27 protein-coding genes and 1 pseudogene are annotated in these 25,808 nt (G+C 71.8%); 13 read left to right on the top strand and 15 right to left on the bottom strand.

Annotated features, from left to right (window positions below):
• Positions 1-62 precede the first annotated feature (62 nt).
• Positions 63-851 (bottom strand): pectate lyase, encoded by a 789-nt coding sequence (locus HDC93_RS18035; RefSeq protein WP_185011930.1) that lies wholly within the window; start codon positions 849-851, stop codon positions 63-65.
• A 391-nt stretch (positions 852-1,242) separates the two neighbouring features.
• Between HDC93_RS18035 and HDC93_RS18030 the strand changes: the two genes are divergently transcribed.
• Entirely contained in the window at positions 1,243-2,538 is a 1,296-nt protein-coding gene (locus HDC93_RS18030) for a PHB depolymerase family esterase (protein WP_185012003.1), read from the top strand.
• Between the two features lie 34 nt (positions 2,539-2,572).
• Here the strand turns inward: HDC93_RS18030 and HDC93_RS18025 are convergent, their stop codons facing one another.
• Positions 2,573-3,652 (bottom strand): NADH:flavin oxidoreductase/NADH oxidase, encoded by a 1,080-nt coding sequence (locus HDC93_RS18025; RefSeq protein ID WP_185011929.1) that lies wholly within the window; start codon positions 3,650-3,652, stop codon positions 2,573-2,575.
• A 119-nt stretch (positions 3,653-3,771) separates the two neighbouring features.
• Between HDC93_RS18025 and HDC93_RS18020 the strand changes: the two genes are divergently transcribed.
• Entirely contained in the window at positions 3,772-4,122 is a 351-nt protein-coding gene (locus HDC93_RS18020; RefSeq protein WP_189590190.1) for a helix-turn-helix transcriptional regulator, read from the top strand.
• Positions 4,123-4,128: 6 nt separating this feature from the next.
• Here HDC93_RS18020 and HDC93_RS18015 read toward each other — a convergent pair whose 3' ends face one another.
• On the bottom strand, positions 4,129-5,472 hold the full coding sequence (locus tag HDC93_RS18015) for an FAD-dependent oxidoreductase (RefSeq protein ID WP_185011927.1): 1,344 nt from the start codon (positions 5,470-5,472) through the stop codon (positions 4,129-4,131).
• A gap of 208 nt (positions 5,473-5,680) precedes the next feature.
• Between HDC93_RS18015 and HDC93_RS18010 the strand changes: the two genes are divergently transcribed.
• Positions 5,681-6,139, top strand: coding sequence for a DUF6214 family protein (locus HDC93_RS18010; RefSeq protein WP_185011926.1), 459 nt, complete (start codon positions 5,681-5,683; stop codon positions 6,137-6,139).
• Between the two features lie 30 nt (positions 6,140-6,169).
• Here the strand turns inward: HDC93_RS18010 and HDC93_RS18005 are convergent, their stop codons facing one another.
• Positions 6,170-6,823, bottom strand: a complete 654-nt coding sequence (locus tag HDC93_RS18005; RefSeq protein ID WP_185011925.1) for a DUF305 domain-containing protein — start codon at positions 6,821-6,823, stop codon at positions 6,170-6,172.
• 190 nt (positions 6,824-7,013) lie between these two features.
• Here HDC93_RS18005 and HDC93_RS18000 point away from each other — a divergent pair, with 190 nt between their 5' ends.
• Positions 7,014-8,516: an LVIVD repeat-containing protein gene (locus HDC93_RS18000; RefSeq protein WP_185011924.1), complete on the top strand. Its 1,503-nt coding sequence runs from the start codon at positions 7,014-7,016 to the stop codon at positions 8,514-8,516.
• Here the strand turns inward: HDC93_RS18000 and HDC93_RS17995 are convergent.
• From HDC93_RS17995 to HDC93_RS17975, 5 genes are all read right to left on the bottom strand, one after another.
• Positions 8,504-9,190, bottom strand: a complete 687-nt coding sequence (locus HDC93_RS17995; RefSeq protein ID WP_185011923.1) for a TetR/AcrR family transcriptional regulator — start codon at positions 9,188-9,190, stop codon at positions 8,504-8,506. The genes HDC93_RS18000 and HDC93_RS17995 overlap by 13 nt on opposite strands.
• A 200-nt stretch (positions 9,191-9,390) precedes the next feature.
• Positions 9,391-10,080 carry an HAD family hydrolase gene (locus HDC93_RS17990; RefSeq protein ID WP_185011922.1) on the bottom strand — a complete coding sequence of 230 codons (690 nt, stop codon included), beginning with the start codon at positions 10,078-10,080 and terminating at the stop codon, positions 9,391-9,393.
• A 60-nt stretch (positions 10,081-10,140) separates the two neighbouring features.
• Positions 10,141-10,809 carry a phosphatase PAP2 family protein gene (locus HDC93_RS17985; RefSeq protein ID WP_185011921.1) on the bottom strand — a complete coding sequence of 223 codons (669 nt, stop codon included), beginning with the start codon at positions 10,807-10,809 and terminating at the stop codon, positions 10,141-10,143.
• Positions 10,810-10,956: 147 nt separating this feature from the next.
• The gene (locus tag HDC93_RS17980) at positions 10,957-11,892 is read right to left on the bottom strand and encodes a M56 family metallopeptidase (RefSeq protein ID WP_185011920.1); all 936 of its coding nucleotides are present in this window, start codon (positions 11,890-11,892) and stop codon (positions 10,957-10,959) included.
• A 95-nt stretch (positions 11,893-11,987) separates the two neighbouring features.
• Positions 11,988-12,536 (bottom strand): DUF5134 domain-containing protein, encoded by a 549-nt coding sequence (locus tag HDC93_RS17975; protein WP_185011919.1) that lies wholly within the window; start codon positions 12,534-12,536, stop codon positions 11,988-11,990.
• Between the two features lie 149 nt (positions 12,537-12,685).
• Here HDC93_RS17975 and HDC93_RS17970 point away from each other — a divergent pair, with 149 nt between their 5' ends.
• Both HDC93_RS17970 and HDC93_RS39335 read left to right on the top strand, forming a co-directional pair.
• Complete coding sequence (locus HDC93_RS17970) at positions 12,686-14,350, top strand: FUSC family protein (protein ID WP_185011918.1); 1,665 nt, start codon at positions 12,686-12,688, stop codon at positions 14,348-14,350.
• 287 nt (positions 14,351-14,637) lie between these two features.
• Positions 14,638-15,129: a MarR family winged helix-turn-helix transcriptional regulator gene (locus HDC93_RS39335; RefSeq protein ID WP_185012002.1), complete on the top strand. Its 492-nt coding sequence runs from the start codon at positions 14,638-14,640 to the stop codon at positions 15,127-15,129.
• A 12-nt stretch (positions 15,130-15,141) separates the two neighbouring features.
• Here HDC93_RS39335 and HDC93_RS17960 read toward each other — a convergent pair.
• Positions 15,142-15,594 (bottom strand): annotated as a pseudogene (locus tag HDC93_RS17960) (aldo/keto reductase); the annotation flags it as partial.
• Positions 15,595-15,831: 237 nt separating this feature from the next.
• Positions 15,832-16,224: a VOC family protein gene (locus HDC93_RS17955; protein WP_185011917.1), complete on the bottom strand. Its 393-nt coding sequence runs from the start codon at positions 16,222-16,224 to the stop codon at positions 15,832-15,834.
• Between the two features lie 71 nt (positions 16,225-16,295).
• Here HDC93_RS17955 and HDC93_RS17950 point away from each other — a divergent pair, with 71 nt between their 5' ends.
• A complete protein-coding gene (locus HDC93_RS17950; protein WP_185011916.1) occupies positions 16,296-16,835 on the top strand; it encodes a GNAT family N-acetyltransferase in 540 nt (179 codons plus the stop codon).
• 3 nt (positions 16,836-16,838) lie between these two features.
• Here the strand turns inward: HDC93_RS17950 and HDC93_RS17945 are convergent, their stop codons facing one another.
• Complete coding sequence (locus HDC93_RS17945) at positions 16,839-17,522, bottom strand: glycerophosphodiester phosphodiesterase family protein (protein WP_185011915.1); 684 nt, start codon at positions 17,520-17,522, stop codon at positions 16,839-16,841.
• Between the two features lie 249 nt (positions 17,523-17,771).
• Between HDC93_RS17945 and HDC93_RS17940 the strand changes: the two genes are divergently transcribed.
• The 3 genes from HDC93_RS17940 to HDC93_RS17930 are packed head-to-tail and all read left to right on the top strand — an operon-like array spanning position 17,772 to position 21,024.
• Positions 17,772-19,169 carry a DUF6421 family protein gene (locus tag HDC93_RS17940; RefSeq protein WP_185011914.1) on the top strand — a complete coding sequence of 466 codons (1,398 nt, stop codon included), beginning with the start codon at positions 17,772-17,774 and terminating at the stop codon, positions 19,167-19,169.
• A 41-nt stretch (positions 19,170-19,210) separates the two neighbouring features.
• Complete coding sequence (locus tag HDC93_RS17935) at positions 19,211-19,957, top strand: SDR family NAD(P)-dependent oxidoreductase (protein ID WP_185012001.1); 747 nt, start codon at positions 19,211-19,213, stop codon at positions 19,955-19,957.
• The gene (locus HDC93_RS17930) at positions 19,954-21,024 is read left to right on the top strand and encodes a low specificity L-threonine aldolase (protein ID WP_185011913.1); all 1,071 of its coding nucleotides are present in this window, start codon (positions 19,954-19,956) and stop codon (positions 21,022-21,024) included. The genes HDC93_RS17935 and HDC93_RS17930 overlap by 4 nt, the downstream gene beginning before the upstream one ends.
• A 9-nt stretch (positions 21,025-21,033) precedes the next feature.
• On the opposite strand, the gene HDC93_RS17925 is transcribed toward HDC93_RS17930, so the two are convergent.
• Complete coding sequence (locus HDC93_RS17925; RefSeq protein WP_185011912.1) at positions 21,034-22,407, bottom strand: hypothetical protein; 1,374 nt, start codon at positions 22,405-22,407, stop codon at positions 21,034-21,036.
• 172 nt (positions 22,408-22,579) lie between these two features.
• On the opposite strand from HDC93_RS17925, the gene HDC93_RS17920 reads away from it, so the two are divergent.
• Together HDC93_RS17920 and HDC93_RS17915 are read left to right on the top strand one after the other, a co-directional pair.
• Complete coding sequence (locus HDC93_RS17920) at positions 22,580-23,152, top strand: transglutaminase family protein (RefSeq protein WP_185011911.1); 573 nt, start codon at positions 22,580-22,582, stop codon at positions 23,150-23,152.
• Between the two features lie 10 nt (positions 23,153-23,162).
• Positions 23,163-23,864, top strand: a complete 702-nt coding sequence (locus HDC93_RS17915; RefSeq protein ID WP_185011910.1) for a B3/4 domain-containing protein — start codon at positions 23,163-23,165, stop codon at positions 23,862-23,864.
• A gap of 55 nt (positions 23,865-23,919) precedes the next feature.
• On the opposite strand, the gene HDC93_RS17910 is transcribed toward HDC93_RS17915, so the two are convergent.
• The gene (locus HDC93_RS17910; RefSeq protein ID WP_185011909.1) at positions 23,920-24,648 is read right to left on the bottom strand and encodes a 1-acyl-sn-glycerol-3-phosphate acyltransferase; all 729 of its coding nucleotides are present in this window, start codon (positions 24,646-24,648) and stop codon (positions 23,920-23,922) included.
• A 188-nt stretch (positions 24,649-24,836) separates the two neighbouring features.
• Positions 24,837-25,253, bottom strand: coding sequence for a DUF4395 domain-containing protein (locus tag HDC93_RS17905; RefSeq protein WP_185011908.1), 417 nt, complete (start codon positions 25,251-25,253; stop codon positions 24,837-24,839).
• 78 nt (positions 25,254-25,331) lie between these two features.
• Here HDC93_RS17905 and HDC93_RS17900 point away from each other — a divergent pair, with 78 nt between their 5' ends.
• Positions 25,332-25,745 (top strand): thioredoxin family protein, encoded by a 414-nt coding sequence (locus tag HDC93_RS17900; protein WP_185012000.1) that lies wholly within the window; start codon positions 25,332-25,334, stop codon positions 25,743-25,745.
• Positions 25,746-25,808 lie beyond the last annotated feature (63 nt).

Raw genomic sequence — 25,808 nt, 5'->3', positions numbered from 1 at the left:
CCCGCAGAGACGCTCCGCACGGCCGCCTTCACCGTGGGGGGAGGATGATGACCTGCCCGGGACTACCGGTAGGTGACGTCCGAGGTGGCGTAGAGGCAGTTCTTGCTGTCGGGTCCGGAGCCGACGGCCGTGTTGTTGTTGTACTTCTGGCAGGGCACGACCTTGCGGCCGGAGTCGTTGCGGATCGTGATGTTCCGCAGTGTCGCCACGTCGTTGCGGTTGACGTTGATGCCGACGAGCCGCGCGGTGGAGCCGGTGCCGGTCACGTCGACGGTGTTGAGGTTGACCTTGCGGGTGTACTGCGTGGAGCAGTCGCCGCACGAGCGGTACAGCGTCTTGAACTCCTGCACCGCGAAGTTGGAGATGGTCAGCGTGCCGCCGCCGTTGTGCTGGAAGACCTTGTCCGCGGCCCTCTTCGCTCCGCCGCCGATCACCTGGTAGATCGCGCCGTTGCCGCCGCGGAAGGTGGCGGCGTCCTCGCCGACGTCCTCCCACCAGACGTTCTGCAGCGTGCAGCTGCCCTCGCAGTGGATGCCGTCGGCCGCGGGGGCGCCGAGGATGACGTTCTTCAGCACCGCGCCGTCCGCGAGTTTGAAGATCGGGTCCTGGCCCTCCTCCTGGCCGTCACCGGCCAGGTCTCCGGTGCCGTAGTACCGCTTCATCCCGTAGTCCTTGGTGCCGGACACGGAGATGGTGGAGGAGGTGCCCTGGCTGCCGTTGGGGGTCGGCCAGGTCGCGGCGCTCGCGGGGGACGCATTGGTAGTCATGATCATGCCAAGCGAGAGGCCGAGAGTGGCCAGTGCGCCGGTCAGTGCGCGCCTGCGGGCGCGCGGGCGTGCCGCAGAAGTCATGTCCCGATTCCTTCTGTCGTGGGGGTGGAGGCGCGTCGGGCTCCTCGGGGAGCCCGAGCGTCCCGTCGGGGGAGTGCCTTCATTGAGCTGCTCATGTGGCTGAACGCAGTTCAGTATTCCGTCGGAAGTGAGTCTCCTGTAGGGGTGGATTCACACCGGCGGGTCACTCTGCTGAACGGAACGTAGGGGGCAAGCGCTTTCTAGTCAACGGCTCGCGCAGAACACATTCGGCCGCTCCTGGTCAGGGCGGTGCCGGTGTGGGAGCGCTTCCATGGGGGCCATGTCCATGTCACCATGCCGAGCGGATGCTTCCTGAACCGCACCTCACGACGGAAGGAACCCGGACGTGACTGCCACCCCCCTCCTCACGGCACCGAGACGCCTGCGGCCGATGCTCCTCGCGCTCGTCGCCGCACTGCTGCCGTTACTCGCGGCGACCGCGCTCAGCGCACCCGCGGCCGCCGCGGGCGTACCCGCACGCGATGGCGCCCGCGCGGGTGCCGTTCCCGCCGCCGCCCTCACCGAGGTCACGAACTTCGGCACGAACCCCAGTAACCTGCGTATGTACCTGTACGTACCGGAGAGCGTCACGCCGAAGCCGGCCGTCGTGGTGGCCGTGCACTGGTGCACCGGCTCGGGCCCGGACATGTACAACGGCACGGAGTACGACACGCTCGCCGACCGCTACGGATTCATCGTGCTCTACCCGTCCGTCACCCGCAGCAGCAAGTGCTTCGACGTCTCCTCGCCCCAGGCCCTGCGCCGCGGCGGCGGAAGCGACCCGGTCGGCATCAAGTCGATGATCGACTGGACCACCCGGACCTACAACGCCGACACCGGCCGGATCTTCGCCACCGGCATCTCCTCCGGCGCGATGATGACGAACGTCCTGCTCGGGGACTACCCGGACGTGTTCGCGGCGGGCGCCGCCTTCTCCGGCGTCCCGTTCGGCTGCTTCGCCACCACCGACGGCTCCGAGTGGAACAGCGCCTGCTCGGGCGGCTCGGTGACCCGCACCCCGAAGGAGTGGGGCGACCTGGCCCGGGGTGCGTACCCCGGCCACACCGGCGCCCGGCCCCGGATGCAGATCTGGCACGGCACCCAGGACGATGTCCTGCGCTACCCCAACTTCGGGGAGCAGATCAAGCAGTGGACCGATGTGCAGGGCGTGAGCCAGACCCCCACCACCACCGACACGCCCCAGTCCGGCTGGACCCGTACCCGCTACGGCGGCACGGGTGACCGGGCTCTCGTGGAGGCCGTCAGCCTCCAGGGCGTCGGCCACAACCTGTACGCCCAGGGCATGGCGTCCCGCGTGCTCACCTTCTTCGGCCTGGACAGTTCCGGCCCGGCTCCCCAGCCGCAGCCCGGCGCCTGCAGGGTGACGGCCTCGGTGAACGCCTGGAGCACCGGTCTGACCGCCTCCGTGACCCTCACCAACACCGGCACGACGGCCGTCGACGGCTGGAAGCTCGGCTTCACGCTGCCCGCGGGGCAGACGGTCACGGGCGGCTGGGGTGCCACGTACGCGCCGTCGTCCGGGCCGGTCACCGCCACCAACGTCGCGTACAACGGCACCATCGCGCCGGGCGCGAGCGTCAGCATCGGCTATCAGGCGAGTCACGGCGGCAACAGCGCCGCCCCGGCCGCGTTCACGCTCAACGGAACGGCGTGCGCGGCCGGTTGAGGTGCCCGGGCGGGCGCCGGGCCGGACGGTCGGTTCAGACCGACCGGTGGTACTGGTCCGGCACCCGCACCTCGCCGCCGAGCTCCCGCGCCGCGTGCCGCGCCCAGGAGGGGTTGCGCAGCAGCTCGCGGCCCAGCAGGACCGCGTCCGCCTCGCCGTTGGCCAGGATCTTCTCGGCCTGCTCGACGTCCGTGATGAGCCCGACCGCGGCGACCGGCAGGGGCGTCTCGTTCTTCACCCGGGCGGCGAAGGGCACCTGGTATCCGGGGCCGGTGGGGATGCGGACGCCGGAGGCGTTGCCGCCGGTGGAGACGTCCAGCAGGTCGATGCCGTGGTCCCGCAGATCGGCCGCGAAGCGGACCGTGTCGTCCGCGGTCCAGCCGCCCTCCTCGAGCCATTCGGTCGCCGAGACGCGGAAGAACAGCGGCTTGTCGTCCGGCCACACCTCCCGTACGGCGTCGACGACTTCGAGGGCGAAGCGGGTGCGGTTCTCGTACGAGCCGCCGTAGGCGTCGGTGCGATGGTTGGAGTGCGGGGAGAGGAACTCGTTGATCAGGTAGCCGTGGGCGCCGTGGATCTCGGCGATCTCGAAACCGGCGGCGAGCGCGCGACGGGCCGCGGCCGTGAACTGCCCGACGATGTCCTTGATCTGGTCGACGGTCAGCTCGGCCGGGGCGGGGTGCCCGTCGTCGAAGGCGAGCGGGCTCGGGGCGACCGAGTCCCACCCGTGGGCGTCCGGGCCGACCGGGGCGCCGCCCCTCCAGGGGCGGTCCGTCGACGCCTTGCGTCCGGCGTGGGCCAGCTGGATCGCCGGCACCGTGCCCTGCGCGGTGAGGAAGCGGGTGATGCGGCGGAACGCCTCGACCTGCGCGTCGTTCCAGATGCCCAGGTCGTAGGGGGAGATGCGGCCCTGCGCCGACACCGCGGTCGCCTCGACGATGATCAGGCCCGTCCCGCCGGTGGCGCGGGCGGCGTAGTGCGCGAAGTGCCAGTCGGTGGGGACCCCGGTCTCCGGGCCCTCCGGCGCCGCCGAGTACTGGCACATCGGGGGCATCCACACGCGGTTGGGGATCGTCAGCTCGCGCAGGGTGTAGGGCTCGAAGAGCGCGGTCACGGCGGACTCCATTCGTCACGGGGCCGATGTCGACTCGTACGATAGGCATCGTAGTACGGTGGATGTCAAACTACGATGGTTCTCGTACTATGGAGTCCCCCGAGGAAGTGGAGCCCGCCGTGTCGTCCCCCGCCGTCAGCAGTCGTGACCTGCCGCATCCCGCGTCCGGCGAGATCAGGCTGGAGGACGTTCTGCATGCGCTCTCGGATCCGATGCGGCTGCGGATCGTGCGAGAGCTCGCCGGCGCGCCGGGTGAGTTGTCCTGCTCGCACTTCGATCTGCCCGTCACCAAGTCGACCACCACGCACCACTTCCGGGTGCTGCGGGAGAGCGGGGTGATCCGGCAGGTGTACCGGGGAACGGCCAAGATGAACGGGTTGCGGCGGGACGACCTGGACGAGCTGTTCCCGGGGTTGCTGGACGCCCTGCTCGACGCCGCCGCCCGGCAGGCCGCCCGGCTCGGTGGCTGAGCGTCCTCAGGGGGCCTTGCCGGCCGCGGCCTTCAACAGGGACGGCCAGTCCGGGAGTTTCACCACGCCCCGCCCCAGTGAGGCTCCCAGTTCCGCCTCCGCCCGCTCGATCGACTGCCAGCCCGGCCACTCCACCGGGTCGGCTCCCGCCGCGCGCAGCGCCGGGAGGGGGTCGCCGGGCGCGGCCCGCAGAGCGAGGAGCGGCGCGTCCTCCAGGAGCGAGGTCGCCGTCTCCTTCGCGCAGGGGCGGTTCGTGCCGATGACGCCCGTGGGGCCGCGCTTGATCCAGCCCGCCACGTACTCGCCCGGGGCGACGGCACCCTCGCGCAGGACTCGCCCGGACAGGTTCGGGACGGTGCCGGTGGCCGGGTCGAAGGGGAGGCCTTCCAGGGGAACTCCGCGGTAGCCCACCGAGCGCAGAACCAGCTGCCCTTCGACGACCTCATGGCGGCCGGTGCCCGTCACGCCGCCCTGGCCGTCCGGGGCCGTCCGCTCGAACCGCACCGCGCCCACATGGTCCCGCTCGGCGAGCAGTTCGGCCGGGCGGAGGAAGAACCGGAGACGGATGCGGCGCGGTGCGCCCTTCGGGGGAGTCCCGGCCCAACCGCGCAGGACCTCGACGTTGCGGCGCTGCGGGGCGGGCAGCGCGGACGGGTCCGTGTATCCCGGGTCCAGAGCCAGCTCCGCCGGGTCCACGACGACGTCCGTCTCCGGCAGGGTGCCCAGCTCGCGCAGCTCCTTGGTGGTGAACCGGGCCTGGGACGGGCCGCGCCGGCCCACCATGTGGATCTCGGTGACCCGGCTGTCCGCCAGGGTGGTCAGGGCCGCCTGCGGCATGTCCGTGGGGGTCAGCTCGGCCAGCCCCCGGGCCAGCATCCGCGTGACGTCCACGGCGACGTTCCCCACCCCGATGACCACCGCCGACCGGGCGTCCCGCAGGAAACCGGCGTCCACGGCGTCCGGGTGGGCGCTGTACCAGGACACGAACTGCGTCGCCGACCAGCTCCCCGGCAGGTCCTCCCCAGGGACGCCCAGATGGCGGTCGGTGGCGGCGCCCACGCAGTACACCACCGCGTGGTACAGCTCCCGCAGCCGGCCGACGGTCACGCCGCCGGGGCCGACCTGCACCCCGCCGAGGAACCGGACCCGCTCGTGCTCCAGGACCGCGCGCAGGTTGTTCTGCAGGGACTTGATCTTCTCGTGGTCGGGTGCCACGCCGTAGCGGACGAGGCCGTAGGGGCACGGCAGCCGGTCCAGGACGTCGACGCGCACCTCGGAGTCCAGCCGGACGAGGCTCTGGGCGGTGTAGCACCCGCTCGGCCCGGAACCTACGACGGCGACTCGCAGCACGGGGGAACTCCTTACCCGGGGGATCCGGCGGATCTCGGGAGAGCGATACGTCTCCAGCATCGCACCGGACGGGCTCCGCTGACAGGGTGCAGTGCTCCGCCCGCGGCGCGTGTCCGATCTGTAGGGAATGTGATCATGCGGTTACGTTCGGTGTGTGCTGGAAGCATCCTTTCTGAATCTTTCTGATCGCTCTCCGGCGGACGGTGCGGTGGCCGTGCGCCCCGCCTGGGAAGTGCGGGAGAACGAGGGCGCCACGCGCTGGTTCGAGTTCCGGCTGGCCTTCGCGGACGGCGCGCGAGTCGACGCGCTGGCCGTCGTGGGCGGCGGATGCGTCTGCGTCGAGGAGGTGCGCGCTCAGCCCGCGCTGTCCCTCGACGACCTGGCGGTGCTCGCCGACTGGATCGAGGAGTCGGTCGCCGAGGCGTGCGGTACCGGGCCCGGGTCCGACGGCAGCGGGAGCGAGGGGCGCCGGGCCCGGCCCGCCTGGCCGCGCGGGGCGGAGGGGAGGCTGCTGGTGGCGCGGGAGTACCGCGCGGCCCAGCGGGACGGCGCCGACCCGGTCCTCGCCGTGATGGGCGCGACCGGGCACAGCCGTCGTACGTCGCTCAGACTGATCGGCCAGGCCCGGGACGCGGGCCTGCTGTCGCCGCGCCGCGCCCGGCGCTGAACCGGGACGAGAGGCCGCCCCCGAGCGCGATCAGAGCATGTTCCGCATCCGTGTGATCTCGCTCGTCTGCTGCGCGATCACCTCGTCGGCCATCTCCTCGACGCGGATGTTGTTGCCCTGCCCCTTCACGTCCGTGGCCATGGTGATCGCACCCTGGTGATGGGTCGTCATGAGGGTCAGGAAGAGGCGGTCGAAGGCCTTTCCATCGGCCGCGCGGAGCTTCCTCAGCTGGGCCTGCGTCGCCATGCCGGGCATCGCGGCGTGCTCGTGCCGCCCGGTCATCAGCGGCTTGCCGTACGACTTCAGCCAGCCCTTCATGGCCCCGATCTCCGGCTTCTGGCCGGCCGCGATGCGCTCGGCGATCCGCTTCACATCCTTCGACTCGGCGCGCTGCGGGGTGAGTTCGGTCATCACCAGGGCCTGCGCGTGGTGCTCGATCATCATCCGGACGTAGGAGACGTCGGCCGAGTTGGGGGAGTCGTTCTCCGAGCGCCGGTCGGCTGCCTCCTTCGCGGACAGGGTGCGGTTGGCCTCGCCGGGTTCTCCCGGCGCGATCACGGCGGGCCCGTCCGCGGCGGCCGGCCCCCGGTCCGGCCCGGAGTCACAGCCCCCGGCCGCGAGTACCACCAGGGCGACCAGCCCCGTCGTGACGGCGGACGCCCGGGACGCACGGCGGAAGAGCACAACGACCTCCTGTGGCAAGCGGGGTGGGACGCACCTGGGGTTGCGGACGACGTACACGCACGTTTCCGCGGGTCATTGATCGGAAAACTTCATTGCGATTCTGTTGCCCTCTATTGGTATGTGCATGGCGAAGACGATACTGCGTGGTGCGTGAACCGTTCCGCAGCGAACGGAACCAGGGAGGAAAACAGTGATCCTGTTGAACGACCGCAGAACACGCCGCAGACGCTGGGGAGTTGCCGCTGCCGCCGCCGGGCTGCTGGCCGCGCTCCTCACGGCGGCACCGGCAGGGGCCACCCCCGACCCGGGGGACGCGCCGCCCGCGCCGACGAAGGTCTCCAAGAGCGACCAGGCAGAGGTCCGGGAGGCCATCCGGAACGGCGACATACCCGGCCAGGACGAGATCGTCCACTCCGACAACATCCAGCACCTGGCCCACGTCCCCAAGGACGTGCTCCAGGGCACGAACTCGGACCTCGCCTTCCAGGGCAGGTACGCGTTCGCGGGCAACTACGACGGCTTCCGCATCTTCGACATCAGCAACCCCAAGGCGCCGAAGACCGTCGCCCAGGTGCTGTGCCCCGGCTCGCAGAACGACATCTCCGTCTCCGGCGACCTGCTGTTCCTGTCCACCGACTCCTCGCGCAGCGACAGCAGTTGCTCCAGCACCACCCAGCCGGCGACCGAGAAGTCCTCGTGGGAGGGCATGAAGGTCTTCGACATCAGCGACAAGCGCAACCCGAGGTACGTCGCCGCCGTCGAGACCGCCTGCGGCTCGCACACCCACACGCTGGTGCCCGAGCGCCGCAACGTCTACGTGTACGTCTCCTCGTACTCGCCGAACGCCGCCTACCCCGACTGCCAGCCGCCGCACGACGGCATCTCCGTGATCAAGGTGCCGCGCAAGGCCCCCGAGAAGGCCGCGGTCGTGGGCTTCCCCGTGCTGTTCCCCGGTGAGGGGCCGGACGGCGGCGGCAACCCGGGCGGACCCACCAACCCGGGCGTGTCCAAGACCACCGGCTGCCATGACATCACCGTGCTGCCGTCGAAGGACCTGGCCGCGGGCGCCTGCATGGGCGACGGGATCCTGTTCTCCATCAAGGACCCGGAACGCCCGAAGGTCATCGACCGCGTGCAGGACAACGTGAACTTCGCGTTCTGGCACTCGGCGACCTTCAACCAGAAGGCGAACAAGGTCGTCTACACCGACGAGCTGGGCGGCGGCGGCGCTGCCACCTGCAACGCGGAGATCGGCCCGGACCGCGGTGCCGACGGCATCTACGACATCGTCGGCAAGGGCGACAAGCGCAAACTCGTCTTCCGCAGCTACTTCAAGATCCCCCGCCACCAGGCGGACACCGAGAACTGCGTCGCCCACAACGGCTCGCTGATCCCGGTCAAGGGCAAGGACATCATGGTCCAGGCCTGGTACCAGGGCGGCGTCTCCGTCTGGGACTTCACCGACTCGGCCAAGCCGAAGGAGATCGCCTACTTCGACCGCGGCCCGCTGACCACCGACACCATCAAGTCGGGCGGCTCGTGGTCCGCGTACTACTACAACGGCTACATCTACTCGAACGAGTACGCCCGGGGCTTCGACGTGCTGAAGATCGACGACCGGCGCACGGACCCGGCCCGCCGGGTCCACCAGCGTGAGCTCAACGTCCAGACCCAGCCGGACTACTTCGACTGACCCCGCGGGTCGCACTCCGGTGCGGCCCCGGTCGCGAAGAACCGCGACAGATCCTTGTCGCCCCTCCCGCCGCAGGCTCCGGTCTCCGGCGGGAGACCCAGTTCCCAGCCGAGCCGGTAGCGCTTGAACAACTCGGCGCGCAGCACCGGCACCGGCATCGGCGCCCCCGGCACCACGGCCGCGTACACCGAGCCCATCAGCAGGGCGCGCATCATCGGGTAGTCGCTGTCGACGTCCGGCGACCCGTGCCGGGCCATGGTGTCCCGCAGCAGCTCGGCCAGCCGGCGTTGCTCCGGGCACTGCATGAAGCCCTCGGCCTGCAGGATCCCCGCCATGTGCTGGCGCATCAGCACGGGCCGGTCCCGGGCCAGACCCAGGATCGCGTCGATGGCCCGGGCCATCCGCTCCCGGCCGTCCTCCGTGCGCGGCTCGCGCTCCAGCGCCTCTTCCAGCGTGCGGTGCATCAACCGGTGCACCGCGGACTGCACCAGCTGGCGCTTGCCGGGAAAGTAGTAGGACACCAGGCCCCGGGCCGATCCCGCCCGGTCCGCGATGTCGCCGAGCGTGGTCGCGTCGTAACCGCGCTCACTCACCAGCTCGACCGCCGCCTGCAGGAGCCGCTCCCGGGAACGCCGCCGCAACTCTTGGTTCACCGAGGCGCTACGCGGAGACATGCTGCAACTCCTGTGTTGACTGGCTGCCAGCCAACTATACTCGGAGGGGTCCGGCCACGACCTGTCAGGTCTGGGCCGGTGATGCCGTCTGCCTCGGGCGACGCGGGGGATCGTCCGAGGCGGGCGAGCACTCGGCCCCGGTAGTGTCCTTGGGCTACTTTCCGGAGCGGCTCACCGTCCATGTGGACGGCGCGTCCGTCTCAGCTCACCAGATCCAGGACCGGCCGCAGCCCGTCCGGCCGGTCGGCCGCCGGCAGATGGTCCACGAAGTGCACCCCGCATCCCAGAGCGGTGGCACCACCGTCCGCCCGGCGGTCGTCGCCGACCATGAGGGTGGTGCGCGGGTCGGCGCCGAGCGCCTCGCAGGCGATGCCGAACAGCCGCGGGTCGGGCTTCTGCACGCCGTGCTCGAACGACAGGACGTACGCATCGATGTACGGGTCCAGGCCGTGCGCGCGGAAGACCGGCCGCAGGTCCCAGCCGATGTTGCTGACCACCCCGACGGGAACGCCCCGTTCCCGCAACGCGCGCAGCACCTCGACGGCGTCCGGGTACGGGGCCCACGCGGCCGGGGTCATGTGGCGGTCGTACAGCGCGTCGTGCAGTGCCGGGTCGGGCAGCGGCACCTGCCGGGCGAGACCGGTGTAGGCCGCCCGGTGCAGGGCGGCGCTGCGGTCCCGGATCGGCCAGGCGTCCGCGAGTTCCTCCGGCACCCGCGCGGGATCACCGCCGCCGGGCAGCGCCCCCACCGCCTCCAGAGCCAGGACCGCGGCGGTCAACTCGGCCTCGGTGAGCCGGACATCGGTCGCGGCCAGGGCGCCCCGCAGCCAGGAGTCGGTGGACTCGACACGGAAGAGCGTCCCGGAGAAGTCGAAGAGCACGGCGGTCATGGGGCGATCCTACGAGGCCGCGGTGCGCCGCGAACGAAGACCGGTGAGGCGGTGACGGGTTCAGGGCTGCCGGCGCCGGTGCACCCACACCGCCAGGGCCACGACCATGGTGCCCAGCAGCCAGCCGCCCACCACGTCCGACGGCCAGTGGACACCGAGCCAGATCCGGGTCAGCCCGACCCCGACCACGGAGACGACGGCCACGGCCACGGCCGTACGCCACACGGCCCGGCCGACGCCGTGCCGGTGCAGGAGCCACAGCAGCAGGCCGCACACCACCGTGGCGGTCATGGCGTGGCCCGACGGGAACGCCGAGTAGTGGGCCGAGTCGACGGGATCGGGCCAGACCGGGCGCGGGCGGTCCACCGCGGCCTTGATGCCCTGCTGCAACAGCGTGCCCAGCGCGACGGCCAGCGCCAGCCACAGCGCCGTCCAGCGCGCCGCCCACCGCACCACCAGCCACACGACGACGGCCGCGCACAGCAGACGCATCGTCCACGGGTCCCACACCCAGTCCGTGAGGATGCGGCACGCCTGGGTGAGGGCCGGCGAGTCGACCGCCCAGCGGTGGGTGGTGTCGGAGATCTCCCCGTCCGCGCTGATCAACGGGCTCCATCTCGCCACGACGAGGGTCAGCAACAGCGCCGAGCACAGGGCCAGGGCACCGGCGAGACCGGCGGTGGCGCGGTGCTCCGGACGGGGCGGGGAATCGACGGACGAGGTGTGCATACAGCGATCCTCGCCGAACCGGGGGGTCCGGATCCAGTACGGGGAAGATCTTCCGCCACCGGGACGGCACGCTTCGGCCGTGCCGGACCCACCGGAGGGTGACCGAGCGCCCCGCGCCGGGAATCTCGAGACGCTCGGGCGCCTCGGCTATCCCAGCGCCCGCAGCCCCGGCACGAACGCCACCAGCACCGGCACCACGGGCACCAGCGCGGCCGCCGCCGTCAGCCGCATCCGCCGGGCCGCGGTCAGCCGGTCCGGGGGAGTGAGCAACCGGTGCACCCGGGCCGGGACATGGGCCTGCGGAGTCGGGCAGGGCCCGAACACGCCGCGGTGCTCGTTCAGTTCGACCAGCGCCAGGGCCGTCGTGAGGCGGCCGAAGCGGCGCGATGCCGTGTCGTCGGCGGCGAGTTCGACCAGGCGGTGCATCTCGTCGCGGAACGCGGCGAACACCGGTACCTGCGGAAAGCCGCCGGCGAGAGCCGAGGAGCAGTTCAGCAGCCAGTCGTGCCGGGCCCGGGCGTGGCCCTGCTCATGGGCGAGCACCGCGTCCAGCTGCCTGCCCTTCAGCCGGAGCAACGCGGCGGTGGTGACGACCAGTTGAGGGGGAGTGCCGGGCTGCCACCAGGCGTCGGGCTGCTCGCTCTCCAGGACGACGAGCCGGCCGGAGACGGCCACCTCGCCCGGCAGCAGCGGGGCCCGGACCAGCAGATCGGCACGCCGGCGGCGGCGCCGGGCGCGGGCCCCGCCGATCTCGTGGACCAGCATCGCCGCGCTCCACAGCCCGGCGCCGGCCAGCGCGACCGCCGTGGTCGCGGCCCAGGGCCCCGCCGTACCGAGGGCGTAGGCCTCCATGACCGCGCGCGGGGCCGTCGCGAAGAGGTGCCCGCCGACCGCGTGCCAGGCCGCCGCCGCACTGAGCGTCATGGACAGGGCGCAGCACACGAGGACGGCCGCCACCACGCACTGCCACACCCACAGCGCCACCACCGGCTCACGGTCCGGCCAGTCCGCCCGGGCGAGCAGCCGGGGCGCGACCACGGCGGTCACGGCGCCGAGCAGCAGCAGCGCGGCGGTGAGCATCATGGGGGCAGCCTATGAGCGCGGCCCCACCCAGGGGTACGCCTTGTGGCGCCAAAGTGACGCAGGCAACGGATCCGTCGGGCGCGGGACGGTCCCGCTCACAGCGTCAGCAGCATCGCCACCATTGCGATCCCCATGGACAGACGGCAGGCGCGCGCCAGTTCCGGCCGGTCGCCCCGTCCGGCGCTCGCACCGCCCCCGGCCACGGCGGCGACCGGCACCAGACGGACGCCGGTCAGCAGCACGTAAGCGGCGAAGTAGAGCAGCAGCGCCCCGGTCAGGAGCGGGACTCCCGATCCGCCCCGACCGTGCGCGTGCCCGGGGGAGCCGGCCATGACGAGGGACATGTAGACCATCGCCGCGGCCCCCACCAGGTGATGGAGATGGTGCGGGCCCGTCCGAGCCGCCCACAGCGCGTGGACCCCCGCCGCCCCGAACACCGCCGCGTAGACGGGCCAGGCCCACGCGGGCGGAGTGAACACCGCCGCGGGGACGGCCATCGCGGCCATCCCGAAACCCATCAGCGCCTCGCCGCCCGCGGCACCGCGCCGCCCCTCGGCGCCGCTGCGCATCCGCGCCAGGCAGTAGGTGCCGGTCACCGCGCAGAGCGCCACCAGCAGCCAGCCGGACGAAGCCGGTCCGTGCACGCGTACCTCCCCGTTCGGCGGTCGGTCATTCGATGCCCGGGCCATGCGGCGCGCACGCGAGCGCAAGGATGTACACGGGGAGCATTCGACGGAGCACGCCAGGCGAGGGCTAATGCTTTACTGGTAAAACACCTGTTAATCTTGGCGTCATGAGCAGTCCGCCCCCCACCCCCTCCACCCCACCCGCCCGGCGTCTCCCCTTGGCGGGTGTGCTGCGCCTCGGCAGGCCCTCGGAGATCTGGTTCAAGCCCGCGCTGAGCGTGGTCGCGGCGATCGCCCCGCCCGCCTTCACCCTCCTGGCGCTCGGCCGGCTCGACCTCGTGATGTACGCGATGGCCGGCTCCCTGTGCGCCCTGTACGCCCACAACCGGCCCTACGCCGCCCGGGCCCGGGTCCTGGTGTGGGTGGTGCTGGGCATGCTCGGCGGGGTGGCCGTGGCGCTGGTCTCGGCCTCGCTCACCGGCAGCGCCGTCGTCCTGGTCACCGTCGGCGCGCTGCTCGCCGCAGCCCAGAAGGTGCTGTGCGACGCCACCCGGGTCGGCCCGCCGGGCAACGTCGTCCTCACCTTCGTCAGTTCCGCCTCCCTGTTCGCACCGCAGACCCTCGCCCAGGTGCCCGGCCATCTGGCTCTGGCCGCCGCGACGGGCGCGTGGGCCTGGCTGGTCTGCATGGCGCCCGCGCTGGTCCGGCCGCACGGACCGGAGCGCCGCGCCACCGCCACGGCCCTGAAGGCCGCCGCCGCGTACGCCGGCACCGGCGGCACCGGGGAAGGCCACGCCCGGGCCCGCGCCGCGGGCTACGCCGCCGTGCAGGCCGCCTGGCAGTCACTGCTGTCCACCAGCGCCCCCTCACGCACCCGGCGGGCCCTCGAGCGGCTCGTCGTCCGCGCCGAGGTCGCCCTCGCGGCGCCGACGGAGGCGGACGCGGGCCGGCTGCGCACGTGGGCGGGCTCGCTGCGTGGCACCGGCCCCGTCCCGGAGGCCGGACTTCCGCGCGCGGCCGCCGACGAACTGCTCGGCGTGGACGTGGCCCGGCCCCTCTGGGCGCGGCTGGGCCCGCTGACCCCGCTCGCGGCACGTACCGCGCTCGGCTGCGCGCTCGCCGGCTACGCCTCCCTCGCCCTCGGGATCGGCCGCCCCTACTGGGCACTGGTCACCGCCGCCTCGCTCTACCAGGCGAACATCGCGCTGACCTGGAGCCGGGCCGTCCAGCGGGTCGTGGGCAACGTCGTCGGCGTGCTCGTCTTCCTGGCCGTCGTGCCGCTCGCGCACCTGGGCCCGCCGGCGCTCGTGCTGTGCTGCCTGGCGTTCAGCTTCGGTGCGGAGGTGCTGATCAGCCGGAACTACTGGCTCGGCAGCGTCTGCGTGACGCCCATGGCCCTGCTCATCACGGAGTTCGCCGGATACCAGGCGGCCGGGACGCTGATGACGGAGCGGGTCGTGGACACCGTCGTCGGCGCGCTGGTCGGGTTCGTCGCCGCCATCGCGGTCACCAACCGGCGCGCGGGCGACCGCGTCGAACGCGCGCTGACCACCGCCGACCGGGCCCGCGAGCACGCCGCCCGCCTCCTGGCCGGGCCGGACCCCGGCCCCGCGGCCCTGGAATCCGCCCGCCGCGGCCTCGCCGTCGCCCTGTCCGACCTGCGCGCCACGGCCGACGCCGCCGCTGGTGAATGGTGGCAGAGGGCCCTGCCCCAGGAGCGGGTCGTGCTCGCCGAACAGTCCGGACACCGTACGCTCGCCGCGACGGCCCGACGCCAGGGCCTGCTCCCGGACCGGGACCCGGGCACCGAAACGGAGGACGCACGGCCATGACGCCGACCGAAGGACCATCGCCCACGGGGAGTGCCGGGGGACGGGCCCCGCAGCCGGGCGACGAGGCGGAACCGGTGGTGGAGGGACGGGCGACCGGCGCGGCGGAGGCCGGAGGGGAGCCCGTCGGAGGCGCCCGGGCCGCCGCGGGCGATGTTCCCGGCGGGTCTTCGGCGAAGGAGCGGGCCACCGCCGCCGGGGATCCGGCTCGCGACACGACCGGCGAAGCCGGTCCGCACGACGGGCTCCACGGCGGAGCCGATCCCGGCGATGGCCGCAGGGGCGACACCGTGGCCGCCGTCGTCCGGCAGTGGCAGGCCGTGCAGCCCGGGCTCGACACCGGGCCGATGGAGATCATCGGGCGGATCAACCGCTGTGCCGCGCTGCTGCAGCAGGCCGAGGACGCTCCGCTGCGCCGGGCGGGGCTCAGCCGGCCCGAGTTCGATCTGCTGGGCGCGCTGCGTCGCACCGGGCACGAGCTGACGCCCGGGGACCTGGCCCGGGAGACCTTCTCCTCGGGGGCCGCCGTCACCAAACGCCTCAAGCAGCTGACCGAGCGCGGTCTGGTCGAGCGGCGCGGGGACACCCGGGACCGCCGGGTCGTCCACCTCCGCCTCACCGACGCCGGACGCGACCTGGTCGACGGCATCCTGCCCGTCCAGCTCGCCTACGAGACCGCCGTGCTGTCCGGCCTGGACGGCCCCGAGCAGGGCGAACTCGCCGCACTGCTCGGGGAGTTGCTCAGCCAGCTCGAAGGGCGGCTCGGCGCGCTGCGGACCTGAACCGGCCACCGGCCGGGCGCGCACCTTGCCCGTGCGGACGAGGTCGTCCAGGGCCCGCATGACCTCCTCGACAGGTGTGAAGTTGTCCCGGGCGTGCACCCACAGCACGTCCAGCCGGTCGGTGCGCAGCCGTCGCAGGCTCGCCTCCACCGACTGGACCAGGTTCTTGCGGTGGTTGCCCGCGGCGTTGACGTCGCCGGCGCGGATGGCGCAGGTGTACTTGCTGGCCAGCACGAACCTGTCGCGCCGCCCTTCGAGCAGCTCTCCGAGGATCCGTTCCGAGCTGCCGTCGGTGTAGTTGCTGGCGGTGTCGACGAAGTTGCCGCCGGCCTCCGCGTAGGCGTCGACGATCCGGGCGCTGGTCTCTTTTGGGGCGCCCCAGCCCCAGTCGTCCCCGATGGTCATGGCGCCGAGGGTCAGCTCGCTCACGCGCAGACCGGTCTTGCCGAACAGTGTGTAACGCACGCTCTCGTCCCCTCCAGGCAGGTCGTGCCCAGGACGCTAGGAGCTGGAGCGCACTTCAGCGCAAGCCGCAGCCCTGGCTCCTCGCCCGGGCCGCCGACTGGCTGCGGCTGTGCGGCGTCGACCGGCTGGCCGCAGCGAAACGGCCGCCGACAGTGCCCCGCTCGCCCTCCTGGCCGGGGCGGGCTTTCGCGAACTCACCCGCACCGACCGAGGGCGGGAGCACCGCCCGGAGCGAGCTCAGATACCCGGCCGGTAGCGCATCGGGTGGTCCGCGGGCACCTCCACCAGCACGATCGGCGTCCCGTCCGGATCCGCGATCCACATCTCGACCAGCCCCCAGGGCTCCTTGACCGGCGGCCGCACGATGTCCACGCCCTTCGCCCGCAGTTCCTCCTGGGCCGCGCCCACGTCGTCCACCTGCAGCCACAGCCGGACCGCGGGCGCCGGGGGCGTCTCGGACCGGCCCGAGACCTCCAGGAAGCCGCCCCCCATGAAGAAGACCGTGCCGCGCTCCGCTCCCGTGCCGAACTCGCGGTAGACGGCGAGGCCGAGTTGCTCGCCGTAGAAGGCCCGGGACCGCTCGGGATCGGTGGGGCGGAGCAGGATCCGGCTGCTGAGTACATGCACCATGCAGCGGAGCTTAGTGGCGGCGTTACGCTCATCCCTGCCCGAGCCGTGCCGGAACAACGGAGCGTACGCCCATGGAGACCGCCACCACCGCACTGACCTTCCGCGATGCCACCGATGCCGACGTCGACGAACTGGTCGCGCTGATCGAGTCGGCGTACCGGGGCGACGACAGCCGGGCCGGGTGGACCACCGAGGCCGACATCCTCGAAGGGCAGCGGACCGACCCGGAGGGGGTGCTGGAGGTCATCAAGTCGCCCGACAGCCGGCTCCTGGCCGTGGTGCGGGAGGGCAGGATCGTGGCCTGCTGCCAGCTGGAGCACCAGGGCGACCATGCCTACTTCGGAATGTTCGCCGTCAGCCCCCTGCTCCAGGGCGCGGGCCTCGGCAAGGTGATCATCACGGAGGCGGAGCGGCAGGCCCGCGCGACCTGGGGCGTGCGGGAGATGCAGATGACCGTGATCTCCGTGCGCGACGACCTCATCGCCTGGTACGAGCGGCGCGGATACCGCCGTACGGGGCGGATGACCCCGTTCCCGTACGGCGACGAGCGCTTCGGTCTCCCGCAGCGCGACGACCTGCAGTTCGAGCTGCTGGTGAAGGAGCTCGCATAGCCGCTACGCCGTGAATCGGCCCGTGCGCTTGATGTCCGGGTGGTCGGTGGTCGCGCCGTCCAGGCCGAACGCCCGGACGAGCCGCAGCTGGTCCTGGGTGTTCACCACCCAGCCGATGATCCTCAGATCGGCCTTGCGGGCCCGCTCCACGATCTCCAGGGTGAGCCGGCGGATGTTCAGGCAGACGGTCTCGGCGCCGGCCTGGACGGCGCGGTCCACGATGTCGGTGCCGTAGCGGCCGGCGATCAGGGCGGTGCGCACCCCCGGGACCAGTGGCTTGATCTCGGCGATCGCCTCGTCGTGGAACGAGGACACCTCCACCCGGCCCGCCAGTCCGCGCTCGTTCATGACCTCGGCCAGGGCCCGCGCCGCCTGGGCGTCCTTGATCTCCGCCTGGAGCGGCGCCTGCACGGCCTCCAGGACCTCCTCGAACACCGGGACCCGCTCACCCCGGCCCGCGTCCAGGGCCCGCAGCTCGGCGAGGGTCTTCTCGGCGATCGGCCCGGTGCCGTCGGTCGTGCGGTCCACATCCGTGTCGTGCATGACGACGAGCGCGCCGTCCTTGCTCAGGTGCAGATCGAGTTCGATGGCGTCGAGTCCCGCCTCCTGGGCGGCGACGAAGGACCGGAGGGTGTTCTCGGGTTCCACACCCATGACTCCGCGGTGACCGATGGTGAGGAAGTTCAAGACGCGACTCTCTTCCGTCGACAGGCGGCACTGGGGGCCTGACGGCCCCCCTGACCGTATCGCCTGGACCCGCCCTGTGCAGAGAGTGAGGGCATGGTCGCCGTGCATCCGGGCAGAAGCATGACCGACAGGAAAAAGTGCGGTGAAGGAGCGGGTCGGGCAGGATAATTTCCCGGGTTCACCCTTGCTGGGGGGAACCTCGTGTGTATACGGTCTGCATACGTGAGATTCTCCCGTGGAAGGTGGGACATGACGGAAATTCTTGTGCAGGTGGGTTCGGAGGAAGATCTTCCTCCCGTGGCCAGGGTGGTGGAGCACCCGGCATGGCCCGTGCTCAAGGATGCCGTGGAGCGGATCCGGCCATGGCAGTCCAAGGACGGGTCGATCGACTTCGACGCCGAGGGCGCGCCCGACCCGGCCGACGCCGAGCTCGCGGTCCGACAGGTCGCCGACGCCGTCCTGGAGCTCTCCCCACTGCTCCCGCACGACGGCGCCTATCACGAGGCCCTGGTCAAGGACCTGACCCGGTGGGCCGACAGCGGCTTCCAGGTGCCCGACTTCCTCGACTCGCTGCTGGCCTTCCAGCCCGCCGCGAACCGTGCGGACGGCCTCCAGCACCTCGTCGTCTTCCCCATGTACACGCAGAACGGCAACCCGGACCGCAACCTCGAGGCGGTCGTGCTGCGCATGGTCTGGCCGGACTGGCTGGCCGAGCTGGAGCGCATCCGCTACGACAACCCGCTGTTCTGCGGCATCAAGTTCGTGGACTTCACGTCCGGCTACGACACCAACTCGGCCGTGCTGTTCCCCGAGACCATCGCCGTGCGCGAGGCGCCGGAACGATTCACCTGGGGTGGCATCTTCTGCGACCGCGAGGCCGCCCGCTTCCGCCGGGTGACCGACGCCGCCGTCGACATCCTGAGCCTGGAGCTGCCCGAGGACGTCGCGGCGATGGTCCACGACCAGAAGCGCTGCGAGGAGGCGTTCGTCCTGTGGGACATGGTCCACGACCGCACCCACAGCCACGGCGACCTGCCCTTCGACCCGTTCATGATCAAGCAGCGCCAGCCGTTCTGGATGTACGGCCTGGAGGAGCTGCGCTGCGACCTCACCGCCTTCAAGGAGGCCGTGAAGCTGGAGGCCGACGGCGTCCCGCAGGCCCGTGACGTGCAGGTCGCGGTCCTCTTCGACCGCATGTTCCGCTTCCCCGTCACCGGCGAGCGCGTCCGCAACTACGACGGCCTCGGCGGCCAGCTTCTCTTCGCCTACCTGCACAAGCACGACGTCGTCCGCTGGACCGACAACAGGCTGACCATCGACTGGGAGCGCGCCCCGCAGGTCACCAACCAGCTGTGCGCCGAGATCGAGGACCTGTACCGCGACGGCATCGACCGCCCGAAGCTCGTCCACTGGTTCGCCGGGTACGAGCTGGTCTCGACCTACCTCTCCCCGCACCCGGGCTCCAAGTGGGCCAAGGGTCCCGACGCCCTGGACACGACGCAGCCGCCGCGCAAACTCGTCGATGACGTGCTTCCGGACGAGTTTCCGCTGAGCATGTTCTATGAGGCACTTTCCAAGAAGCTGAAGAACGTGATCGCCTCCACCAAGGGCATCACGGCGGACAGCGCCGAGCGGATCGCCGCGTGAGTGATCGGCGTACCGGGAACACTGCTCAGGAGGCGAAGATCATGGGGAACGGGGCGCTCAGCGGTGCGGTGATCGCGGTGGCTGGAGCGGGCGGACCCGCCGGCCGGGCCGCGCTGCTCAGGCTGGCCGATGCGGGAGCCACCGTCATCGGCTCGGACAACGATCCGGAGCGGCTGGCGGAGGCGGTGGACGCGGCGAGCTACGCGACCGGCGGCGCCACCGTCACCGGTGACACGGTCGATCTGCTGGACCTGGGGGCCACCCGCGACTGGGCCACCCGTATCGAGAAGGACTTCGGCCGCGTCGACGGCCTGGTCCACCTCGTGGGCGGCTGGCGCGGCAGCGAGACCTTCACGCGGACCAGCCTCGACGACTGGGACTTCCTGGAGATGCTGCTGGTCCGCACGGTGCAGCACACGTCCCTCGCCTTCCACGAGGGGCTCCAGCGCAGCGACCGCGGCCGGTACGTGCTGATCAGCGCCGCGGGCGCCAGCAAGCCCACCGCGGGCAACGCCGCCTACGCGGCCGGCAAGGCGGCGGCCGAGGCCTGGACGCTGGCCATGGCGGACTACTTCCGCAAGGCCGGGGGCGCCGAGGGGCCGACGTCGGCGGCTGCGATCCTGGTGGTGAAGGCGCTGGTCCACGACGCGATGCGTGCCGACCGGCCCAACGCGAAGTTCGCGGGCTTCACCGACGTCAAGGATCTGGCCGAGGCCATCACCGAGGTCTGGGACAAGCCCGCCGCCGAAGTGAACGGAAAACGTCTGTGGCTCACCGAGAAGCCGTGAATCCGCCGAGGACCGACGCCCGCCGTCATCACGACCCCGAGGTCCGCGGTTTCGCCAGCGACAACTACGCCGGGGCGCACCCGGAGGTCCTCGCCGCCCTGGCCCTGGCCAACGGCGGGCACCAGGTCGCCTACGGCGAGGACGCCTACACCGAGAACCTCCAGCAGGTGGTCCGCAGCCACTTCGGGCCCACGGCCGAGGCGTTCCCGGTCTTCAACGGCACCGGCGCGAACGTCGTCGCGCTCCAGGCGGTCACCGACCGATGGGGCGCGGTGATCTGTGCGGAGACCGCGCACATCAACGTCGACGAGTGCGGCGCACCGGAGCGGGTCGGCGGCCTGAAGCTGCTGACCGTTCCGGCGCCCGACGGCAAGCTCACGCCAGAGCTGATCGACCGTCAGGCGTACGGCTGGGACGACGAGCACCGTGCGATGCCGCAGGTCGTCTCCATCGCCCAGGCCACCGAGCTGGGCACGGTCTACACGCCGGACGAGATACGCGCCATCTGCGAGCACGCCCACGCGCACGGCATGAAGGTGCACCTGGACGGCTCGCGGCTGGCCAACGCCGCCGCCACCCTGAACGTCCCGATGCGGACGCTCACCAACGCGGCCGGCGTCGACATCCTCTCCCTGGGCGGCACGAAGAACGGCGCCCTGTTCGGTGAGGCCGTCGTGGTGCTCAACCAGGACGCCGTCAGCCACATGAAGCACCTGCGCAAGCTGTCCATGCAGCTCGCCTCCAAGATGCGCTTCGTGTCGGTGCAGTTGGAGGCCCTGCTCGCCCGGGACCTGTGGCTGCGCAACGCCGGTCACGCCAACGAGATGGCCCAGCGCCTCGCCGAGGGCGTGCGGGCCGTGCACGGGGTGGAGATCCTCTACCCCGTGCAGGCCAACGCGGTCTTCGCCCGGCTGCCCCACGACGTCAGCGAGCGCCTCCAGAAGCGGTTCCGCTTCTACTTCTGGGACGAGGCCGCGGGCGACGTCCGCTGGATGTGCGCCTTCGACACGACCGAGGAGGACGTGGACACGTTCGTGGCGGCGCTGAAGGAGGAGATGGCCCGCTGACCCGAGGGCTCACCGGTTGACGACGATCTCCGTCCTGTTGTTGCGCAGGCTTGGGTCGAACCTCCTGATGCTCAGCTCGGGATCGTCGTTGAGGGTGGCGACGGTGGTGTGCGCTCCGCGCACCACACGGTCGATCCGCAGCGGGATCTCGAACGTGTACGAGGCCTTGTCGTGCAGGTGGATCGGCGTCCGGCAGTAGTACGTGGCGGGGGGCGTGCCGTCCTCCGCCGTCCAGCACCTGTCCTCCGGCAGGGTGCCGACGGTCGTGCCCTCCGGGGCGTGGAACCGCACGGTGGCCACGGCGGCGCCAGCGCCCAGCGACGCCACCCAGGCCGGGCCGCGGTTGTGCACGGTGATCTTCGCGGTCACCGTGTCACCGGCGGCCCCGCGCACCCGGCTGCCGGTGAGCTTCAGGTCGGCTGTGTTGCGGGCGTCGAGGATGACGGACCCGTAGTTGTCCTGCGGGTCGATGTCGGGGTCCGCTGCCGAGTCCTTGACAGTGGCCGCGGGGCGCAGGTCCAGTTCGGCGCCCGTGCCCCGGGTCCACGTCCACTCGCCGCGAGCCTCGGCCAGGGCCTCGTCCGAGTAGGGCTGCACGGAGTGGTCGAACCGCTCGTACAGCGCCTTCCGGCCGACGCCGAGTTCTGTGGCCAGCGCGAACCGCTGTCCCGGCGCCACGGCCTCGTCCAGCACGCACAGGGCCCCCGTGCCGGTGTCGTGCTCCCGGTACGCGCAGTTCGCGTGCCGTTCCGTGAAGCGCAGCCCGTAGGAGGCGTTGATCCACAGCAGGGTGCGCTCCGCGGTGCGGTTCCCGCTGTTGGACAGCGTCGCCCGCACGCTCGTCACGGTGCCCGGCCTGAGGTCCCGCTGGTGGGGTGCCTCGCTCAGCCCGAGGTCCGGTCCGTTGCCCACGCCGACCCGGGTCTCACCGGCGTGCGATGTCAGGTCGCCCGCGGTGGCCGAATAACGTACCTGGCCCGAGGAGCCGACGTCCGCCCCCGGCAGCGCGCGCAGCCCGAACGTGGCCGCCCGCACGCTGTCCGTCCCGGCCGGCATCTCCGGGAAGGCGCAGACCGCCCGGGTCTCCGACTCGGGCTCGCAGTTCGCGGGCCACGACACCCGCGCGAAGCCGGCGATCTCGCTCACGTCGACGGTCAGCTGCCCGGCGGGCACTCGGCCGTCGGCGACATCGCGACTGACCGCCACGTCCAGGCTGCGTTCCGGCGCGCCGCCGTCCGCGTCCGCACCGGGCAGCACCGTCTCGTACGGCGCGCTGATCCACAACTCGTTGTCCAGGGCGTGGGCGGGGCCGGTCCCGGCAGCGGCCGCCGCCAGTGCCCCACAGGCGACCGCCGCTCCGAGCAGGCGCTGTAGATGTCTCATGTCTTCTCCTCGTCACTGGTCCGCGGCTCCGAGACCCGCGGTCCGGCGAAAGGGTTGTGACGGCGCGACTGGTTGCGGCGGTGTTCAGCCGTTCTTCCCTGTGATGCATAGGTATACGGAAGTATGGAAAGTGATTGACTCGGGAGTGGATCTCTTCCTAAGCTCTGCGCGCATGCAGATGATCCAGCAGACGCCCGACCTCTCCGCCTACCTGGCCGCCGACGAGGTGATCGACCACCACCACCCGCTCGTGCGCGAGACGGCGGCGGGGCTCGCCGACGGGGTGGCCGACTCGTATGAGTATGCGCGGGTGGCCTTCGAGTTCGTGCGTGACACCATCCCGCACTCACAGGACTCCGGCGGTCTCCGCGTCACCTGGCGCGCCTCCGACGTCCTGGAGCAGCGCACCGGCATCTGCTACGCCAAGGCCCACGCGCTGACCGCCCTGCTGCGGGCCGAGGACATCCCCACCGCGCTGTGCTACCAGAAGTTCGACGTGGTGCACGGGCTGGTCGCCGTGCGGTTCAACGGCGCGTGGCACCGGCAGGACCCCCGGGGCAACAAGCCCGGTGTCGACGCCCGGTTCTCCCTCGACGGTGAGCGGCTCGCCTTCACACCCGACCCGACGTCCAATGAACTGGACTACCCGGTACTGTATGCAGCACCGCATCCGGTCGTGCTGGACGCCCTCACGGCGGCTCGCGACCGGCCGGACCTGTGGCAGACGCTCCCCACCGCACTCTGAGGCAACGACCATGACGCTCACGCTGACCATGTCCGACGACGTACGCGCCCTCGCGCCCGGCTTCACCCACGTCGCGATCGAGGCGCGCGGCCTGGTCAACGGGCCGAGCAGCGAGGCCGGTTCGGCGCTGCTGGACGACGCGGCACGCCGGCTCGCCGCACGACTGGACGGCCGCGCCCCGCACGAGGACCCGCACATGGCCGCCTGGCGCCAGGTCTACACGGCGTTCGGCTCGAAGCCGTCCCGGACCCGCAACTCGGCGGAGGCCCTGGCCAAACGGGCCCTCTCGGACGCCGGGCTGCCCCGCATCAACCTACTCGTCGACCTTTACAACGCCGTCTCCGTCGCTCATCTGATCCCCGTCGGCGGCGAGGACGTCGACCGGATCGAGGGCGGCATGCGGCTGATCCGCGCCACGGGGCGGGAGGACTTCGTGACCGTTGCCGGGGGCGAGGAGGCCATCGAGCACCCCGACGCGGGCGAAGTGGTGTGGTGCGACGGCGCGGGGGTGACCTGCCGCCGCTGGAACTGGCGCCAGGGCCCGCGCACCCGGCTCACCGAGGCGACGACGTCGGGCGTCTTCCTGCTGGAGAGCCTGGCGCCGATGCCGGTCGCCGAGGTGACGGCGGCCGCGGAGGAACTCGGCGGGCTGCTGGCGGAGTTCAGCCCGGGGGCGGACATCGCCGTGCGCGCTCCGGAGTCCTCGGCCTGAGCCCGGGCCGGACGGGCGTCAGTGCGCCTCGACCTGAATCCCGGCCGCTCGGGCGTCAGTGCGTCTCGGCCGCCCGCACCTGCTCCGGCGTCGGGGCCGTGCCGCCGAGGTGGGCCGGCATCCACCAGGTGTCCTCCGGGCCCTTCGGGCGGACGGGGTAGGCGCGCTGGGCGGCCTCCAGGAGCTCCTGGACGCGCTCCCGCAGCTGGCGCGTGATGGCACCCGCGTACTTGTCGCGGGAGGCCTCGATCGCCTCGCCGACCCGGATCGTGATGGGGATGTGGCTGCGCTTGAAGTTGCGCGGGTGGCCCTTGGTCCACAGCCGCTGCGTGCCCCACACCGCCATCGGGATCAGCGGGACGCCGGCCTCCTGGGCCAGGCGCGCCGCGCCCGACTTGAAGCTCTTCAGCGTGAAGGACGGCGAGATCGTCGCCTCCGGGAAGACCCCGACGATCTCACCCGAGCGCAGTGAGTCAAGGGCGTGCGCGTAGGCCGCCTCGCCCTGCTTGCGGTCCACCGGGATGTGCTTCATGCCGCGCATCAGCGGGCCGGAGACCCGGTGCCGGAAGACGGACTCCTTCGCCATGAAACGCACGAGACGCTTCTGCGGCAGCGCCGCCAGGCCGTCGAAGACGAAGTCCAGGTAGCTGATGTGATTGCTCACCAGCACGGCGCCGCCCGAGCGCGGGATGTTCTCCGAACCCTGGAGGTCGATCTTGAGGTCCCACACCTTGAACAGCGTGCGGGCGAAACCGACGACGGGACGGTAGACGAGCTCTGCCATGGGCGGGCCGGACCCTTCCTGCTCTGCCTGGGAAGGGATTCCCAGTGGAAAAGTTACGCAGCCGTAGGTTTACGGCTTGTCGCAGATCGTGCCCGAAGAACGGCCGGGTAGCCAGTCCTCGCGCCCGTCGGCGGCGAGATTCTCGTCACGTCGCCCCACTGTTCCCACCTCGTGCTTTTGCTCCCCCATTACCCCGCACGCACCGTCACCCGCCGCGCGAGCAGGTACAACTCGCAGCCCAGGCAATACCCGAACGCAGCATTGAGGAAGGCGGCGGCGAGCGCGGCGCCGGTCGCCGCGAGTCCCAGCCAGCCGGGTCCCAGGGTGAGGCCGACGAGCCCGAGCCCGGCGAAGAGCAGCCCCACCGCCTGGGCGAAACGCGGTGGTTCGGGCGCCTCGAACTCCGTCGGCGGCCCGAGCCGCGGCCGTACGGCCTTGGCGAACAGCAGGCCGTAGGGGGAGCGCCGGACCCCGCCCGCCGCGCCGAGCAGGAATGCCAGCGTCTGCCAGGCCAGCAGCCAGGCGCTCCCGGTGACCAGAACGACCGCCAGCACGGCGGCCGTGACGGCCGCGCCGAAGCGCGGCCCTCTCACGTCGATGTCCATGGGAACCAAGCATTCCGTAGCCGGGTCGTGCGCAGGGGGCGGGAATCTTTGCGGTCTCGTGAACGCTTGCAGCAGGTGATGACCGGACTGATGGTGTGCGTGGCGGTGCTCGCGGCGGCGAGCGCCTACGGAGTGCTGCAACGGCGGCGGAGCGGGAGAGTGCGGGTGCGCGGGCGGGACGACGGCAAGCGGCTCGATGCGGCGGAACTGGGCGCGGAACTCGGCGAGCGGGCCACGCTCGTGCAGTTCTCGAGTGCGTTCTGCGCGCCCTGCCGGGCGACCCGGCGGGTCCTCGGCGAGGTCGCCGAGGTGGTGCCCGGAGTCACTCACGTCGAGATCGACGCCGAGGCCCACCTGGACCTCGTGCGACGGCTGGACATCCTCAAGACGCCGACCGTGCTGGTCCTCGACGCCGACGGCCGCGTGGTGCGGCGGGCCACGGGGCAGCCGCGCAAGGCCGACGTGATCGCCGCGCTCGGGGAGGCGGTGTGACGGGTGTGACGCCTCCAGTGAGTCATCTCCCACATCACGGAACGAACTTGACTGCGCGTACCA

The sequence above is a fragment of the Streptomyces sp. AK010 genome, assembly GCF_014207295.1.
Lineage (GTDB): Bacteria > Actinomycetota > Actinomycetes > Streptomycetales > Streptomycetaceae > Streptomyces > Streptomyces massasporeus.
The sequence above is the reverse complement of the archived record's forward strand: the minus strand, read 5'-3'. Positions and strand labels throughout refer to the sequence as shown.

Coding starts and splice junctions, on each gene's coding strand:
- HDC93_RS18035 (WP_185011930.1), bottom strand. CDS start 851: ATGACTTCTGCGGCACGCCCGCGCGCCCGCAGGCGCGCACTGACCGGC.
- HDC93_RS18030 (WP_185012003.1), top strand. CDS start 1,243: ATGCTCCTCGCGCTCGTCGCCGCACTGCTGCCGTTACTCGCGGCGACC.
- HDC93_RS17995 (WP_185011923.1), bottom strand. CDS start 9,190: ATGTCTCCGCGTAGCGCCTCGGTGAACCAAGAGTTGCGGCGGCGTTCC.
- HDC93_RS17990 (WP_185011922.1), bottom strand. CDS start 10,080: ATGACCGCCGTGCTCTTCGACTTCTCCGGGACGCTCTTCCGTGTCGAG.
- HDC93_RS17985 (WP_185011921.1), bottom strand. CDS start 10,809: ATGCACACCTCGTCCGTCGATTCCCCGCCCCGTCCGGAGCACCGCGCC.
- HDC93_RS17980 (WP_185011920.1), bottom strand. CDS start 11,892: ATGATGCTCACCGCCGCGCTGCTGCTGCTCGGCGCCGTGACCGCCGTG.
- HDC93_RS17970 (WP_185011918.1), top strand. CDS start 12,686: ATGAGCAGTCCGCCCCCCACCCCCTCCACCCCACCCGCCCGGCGTCTC.
- HDC93_RS17955 (WP_185011917.1), bottom strand. CDS start 16,224: ATGGTGCATGTACTCAGCAGCCGGATCCTGCTCCGCCCCACCGATCCC.
- HDC93_RS17950 (WP_185011916.1), top strand. CDS start 16,296: ATGGAGACCGCCACCACCGCACTGACCTTCCGCGATGCCACCGATGCC.
- HDC93_RS17940 (WP_185011914.1), top strand. CDS start 17,772: ATGACGGAAATTCTTGTGCAGGTGGGTTCGGAGGAAGATCTTCCTCCC.
- HDC93_RS17935 (WP_185012001.1), top strand. CDS start 19,211: ATGGGGAACGGGGCGCTCAGCGGTGCGGTGATCGCGGTGGCTGGAGCG.
- HDC93_RS17925 (WP_185011912.1), bottom strand. CDS start 22,407: ATGAGACATCTACAGCGCCTGCTCGGAGCGGCGGTCGCCTGTGGGGCA.
- HDC93_RS17920 (WP_185011911.1), top strand. CDS start 22,580: ATGCAGATGATCCAGCAGACGCCCGACCTCTCCGCCTACCTGGCCGCC.
- HDC93_RS17915 (WP_185011910.1), top strand. CDS start 23,163: ATGACGCTCACGCTGACCATGTCCGACGACGTACGCGCCCTCGCGCCC.
- HDC93_RS17910 (WP_185011909.1), bottom strand. CDS start 24,648: ATGGCAGAGCTCGTCTACCGTCCCGTCGTCGGTTTCGCCCGCACGCTG.
- HDC93_RS17905 (WP_185011908.1), bottom strand. CDS start 25,253: ATGGACATCGACGTGAGAGGGCCGCGCTTCGGCGCGGCCGTCACGGCC.
- HDC93_RS17900 (WP_185012000.1), top strand. CDS start 25,332: ATGACCGGACTGATGGTGTGCGTGGCGGTGCTCGCGGCGGCGAGCGCC.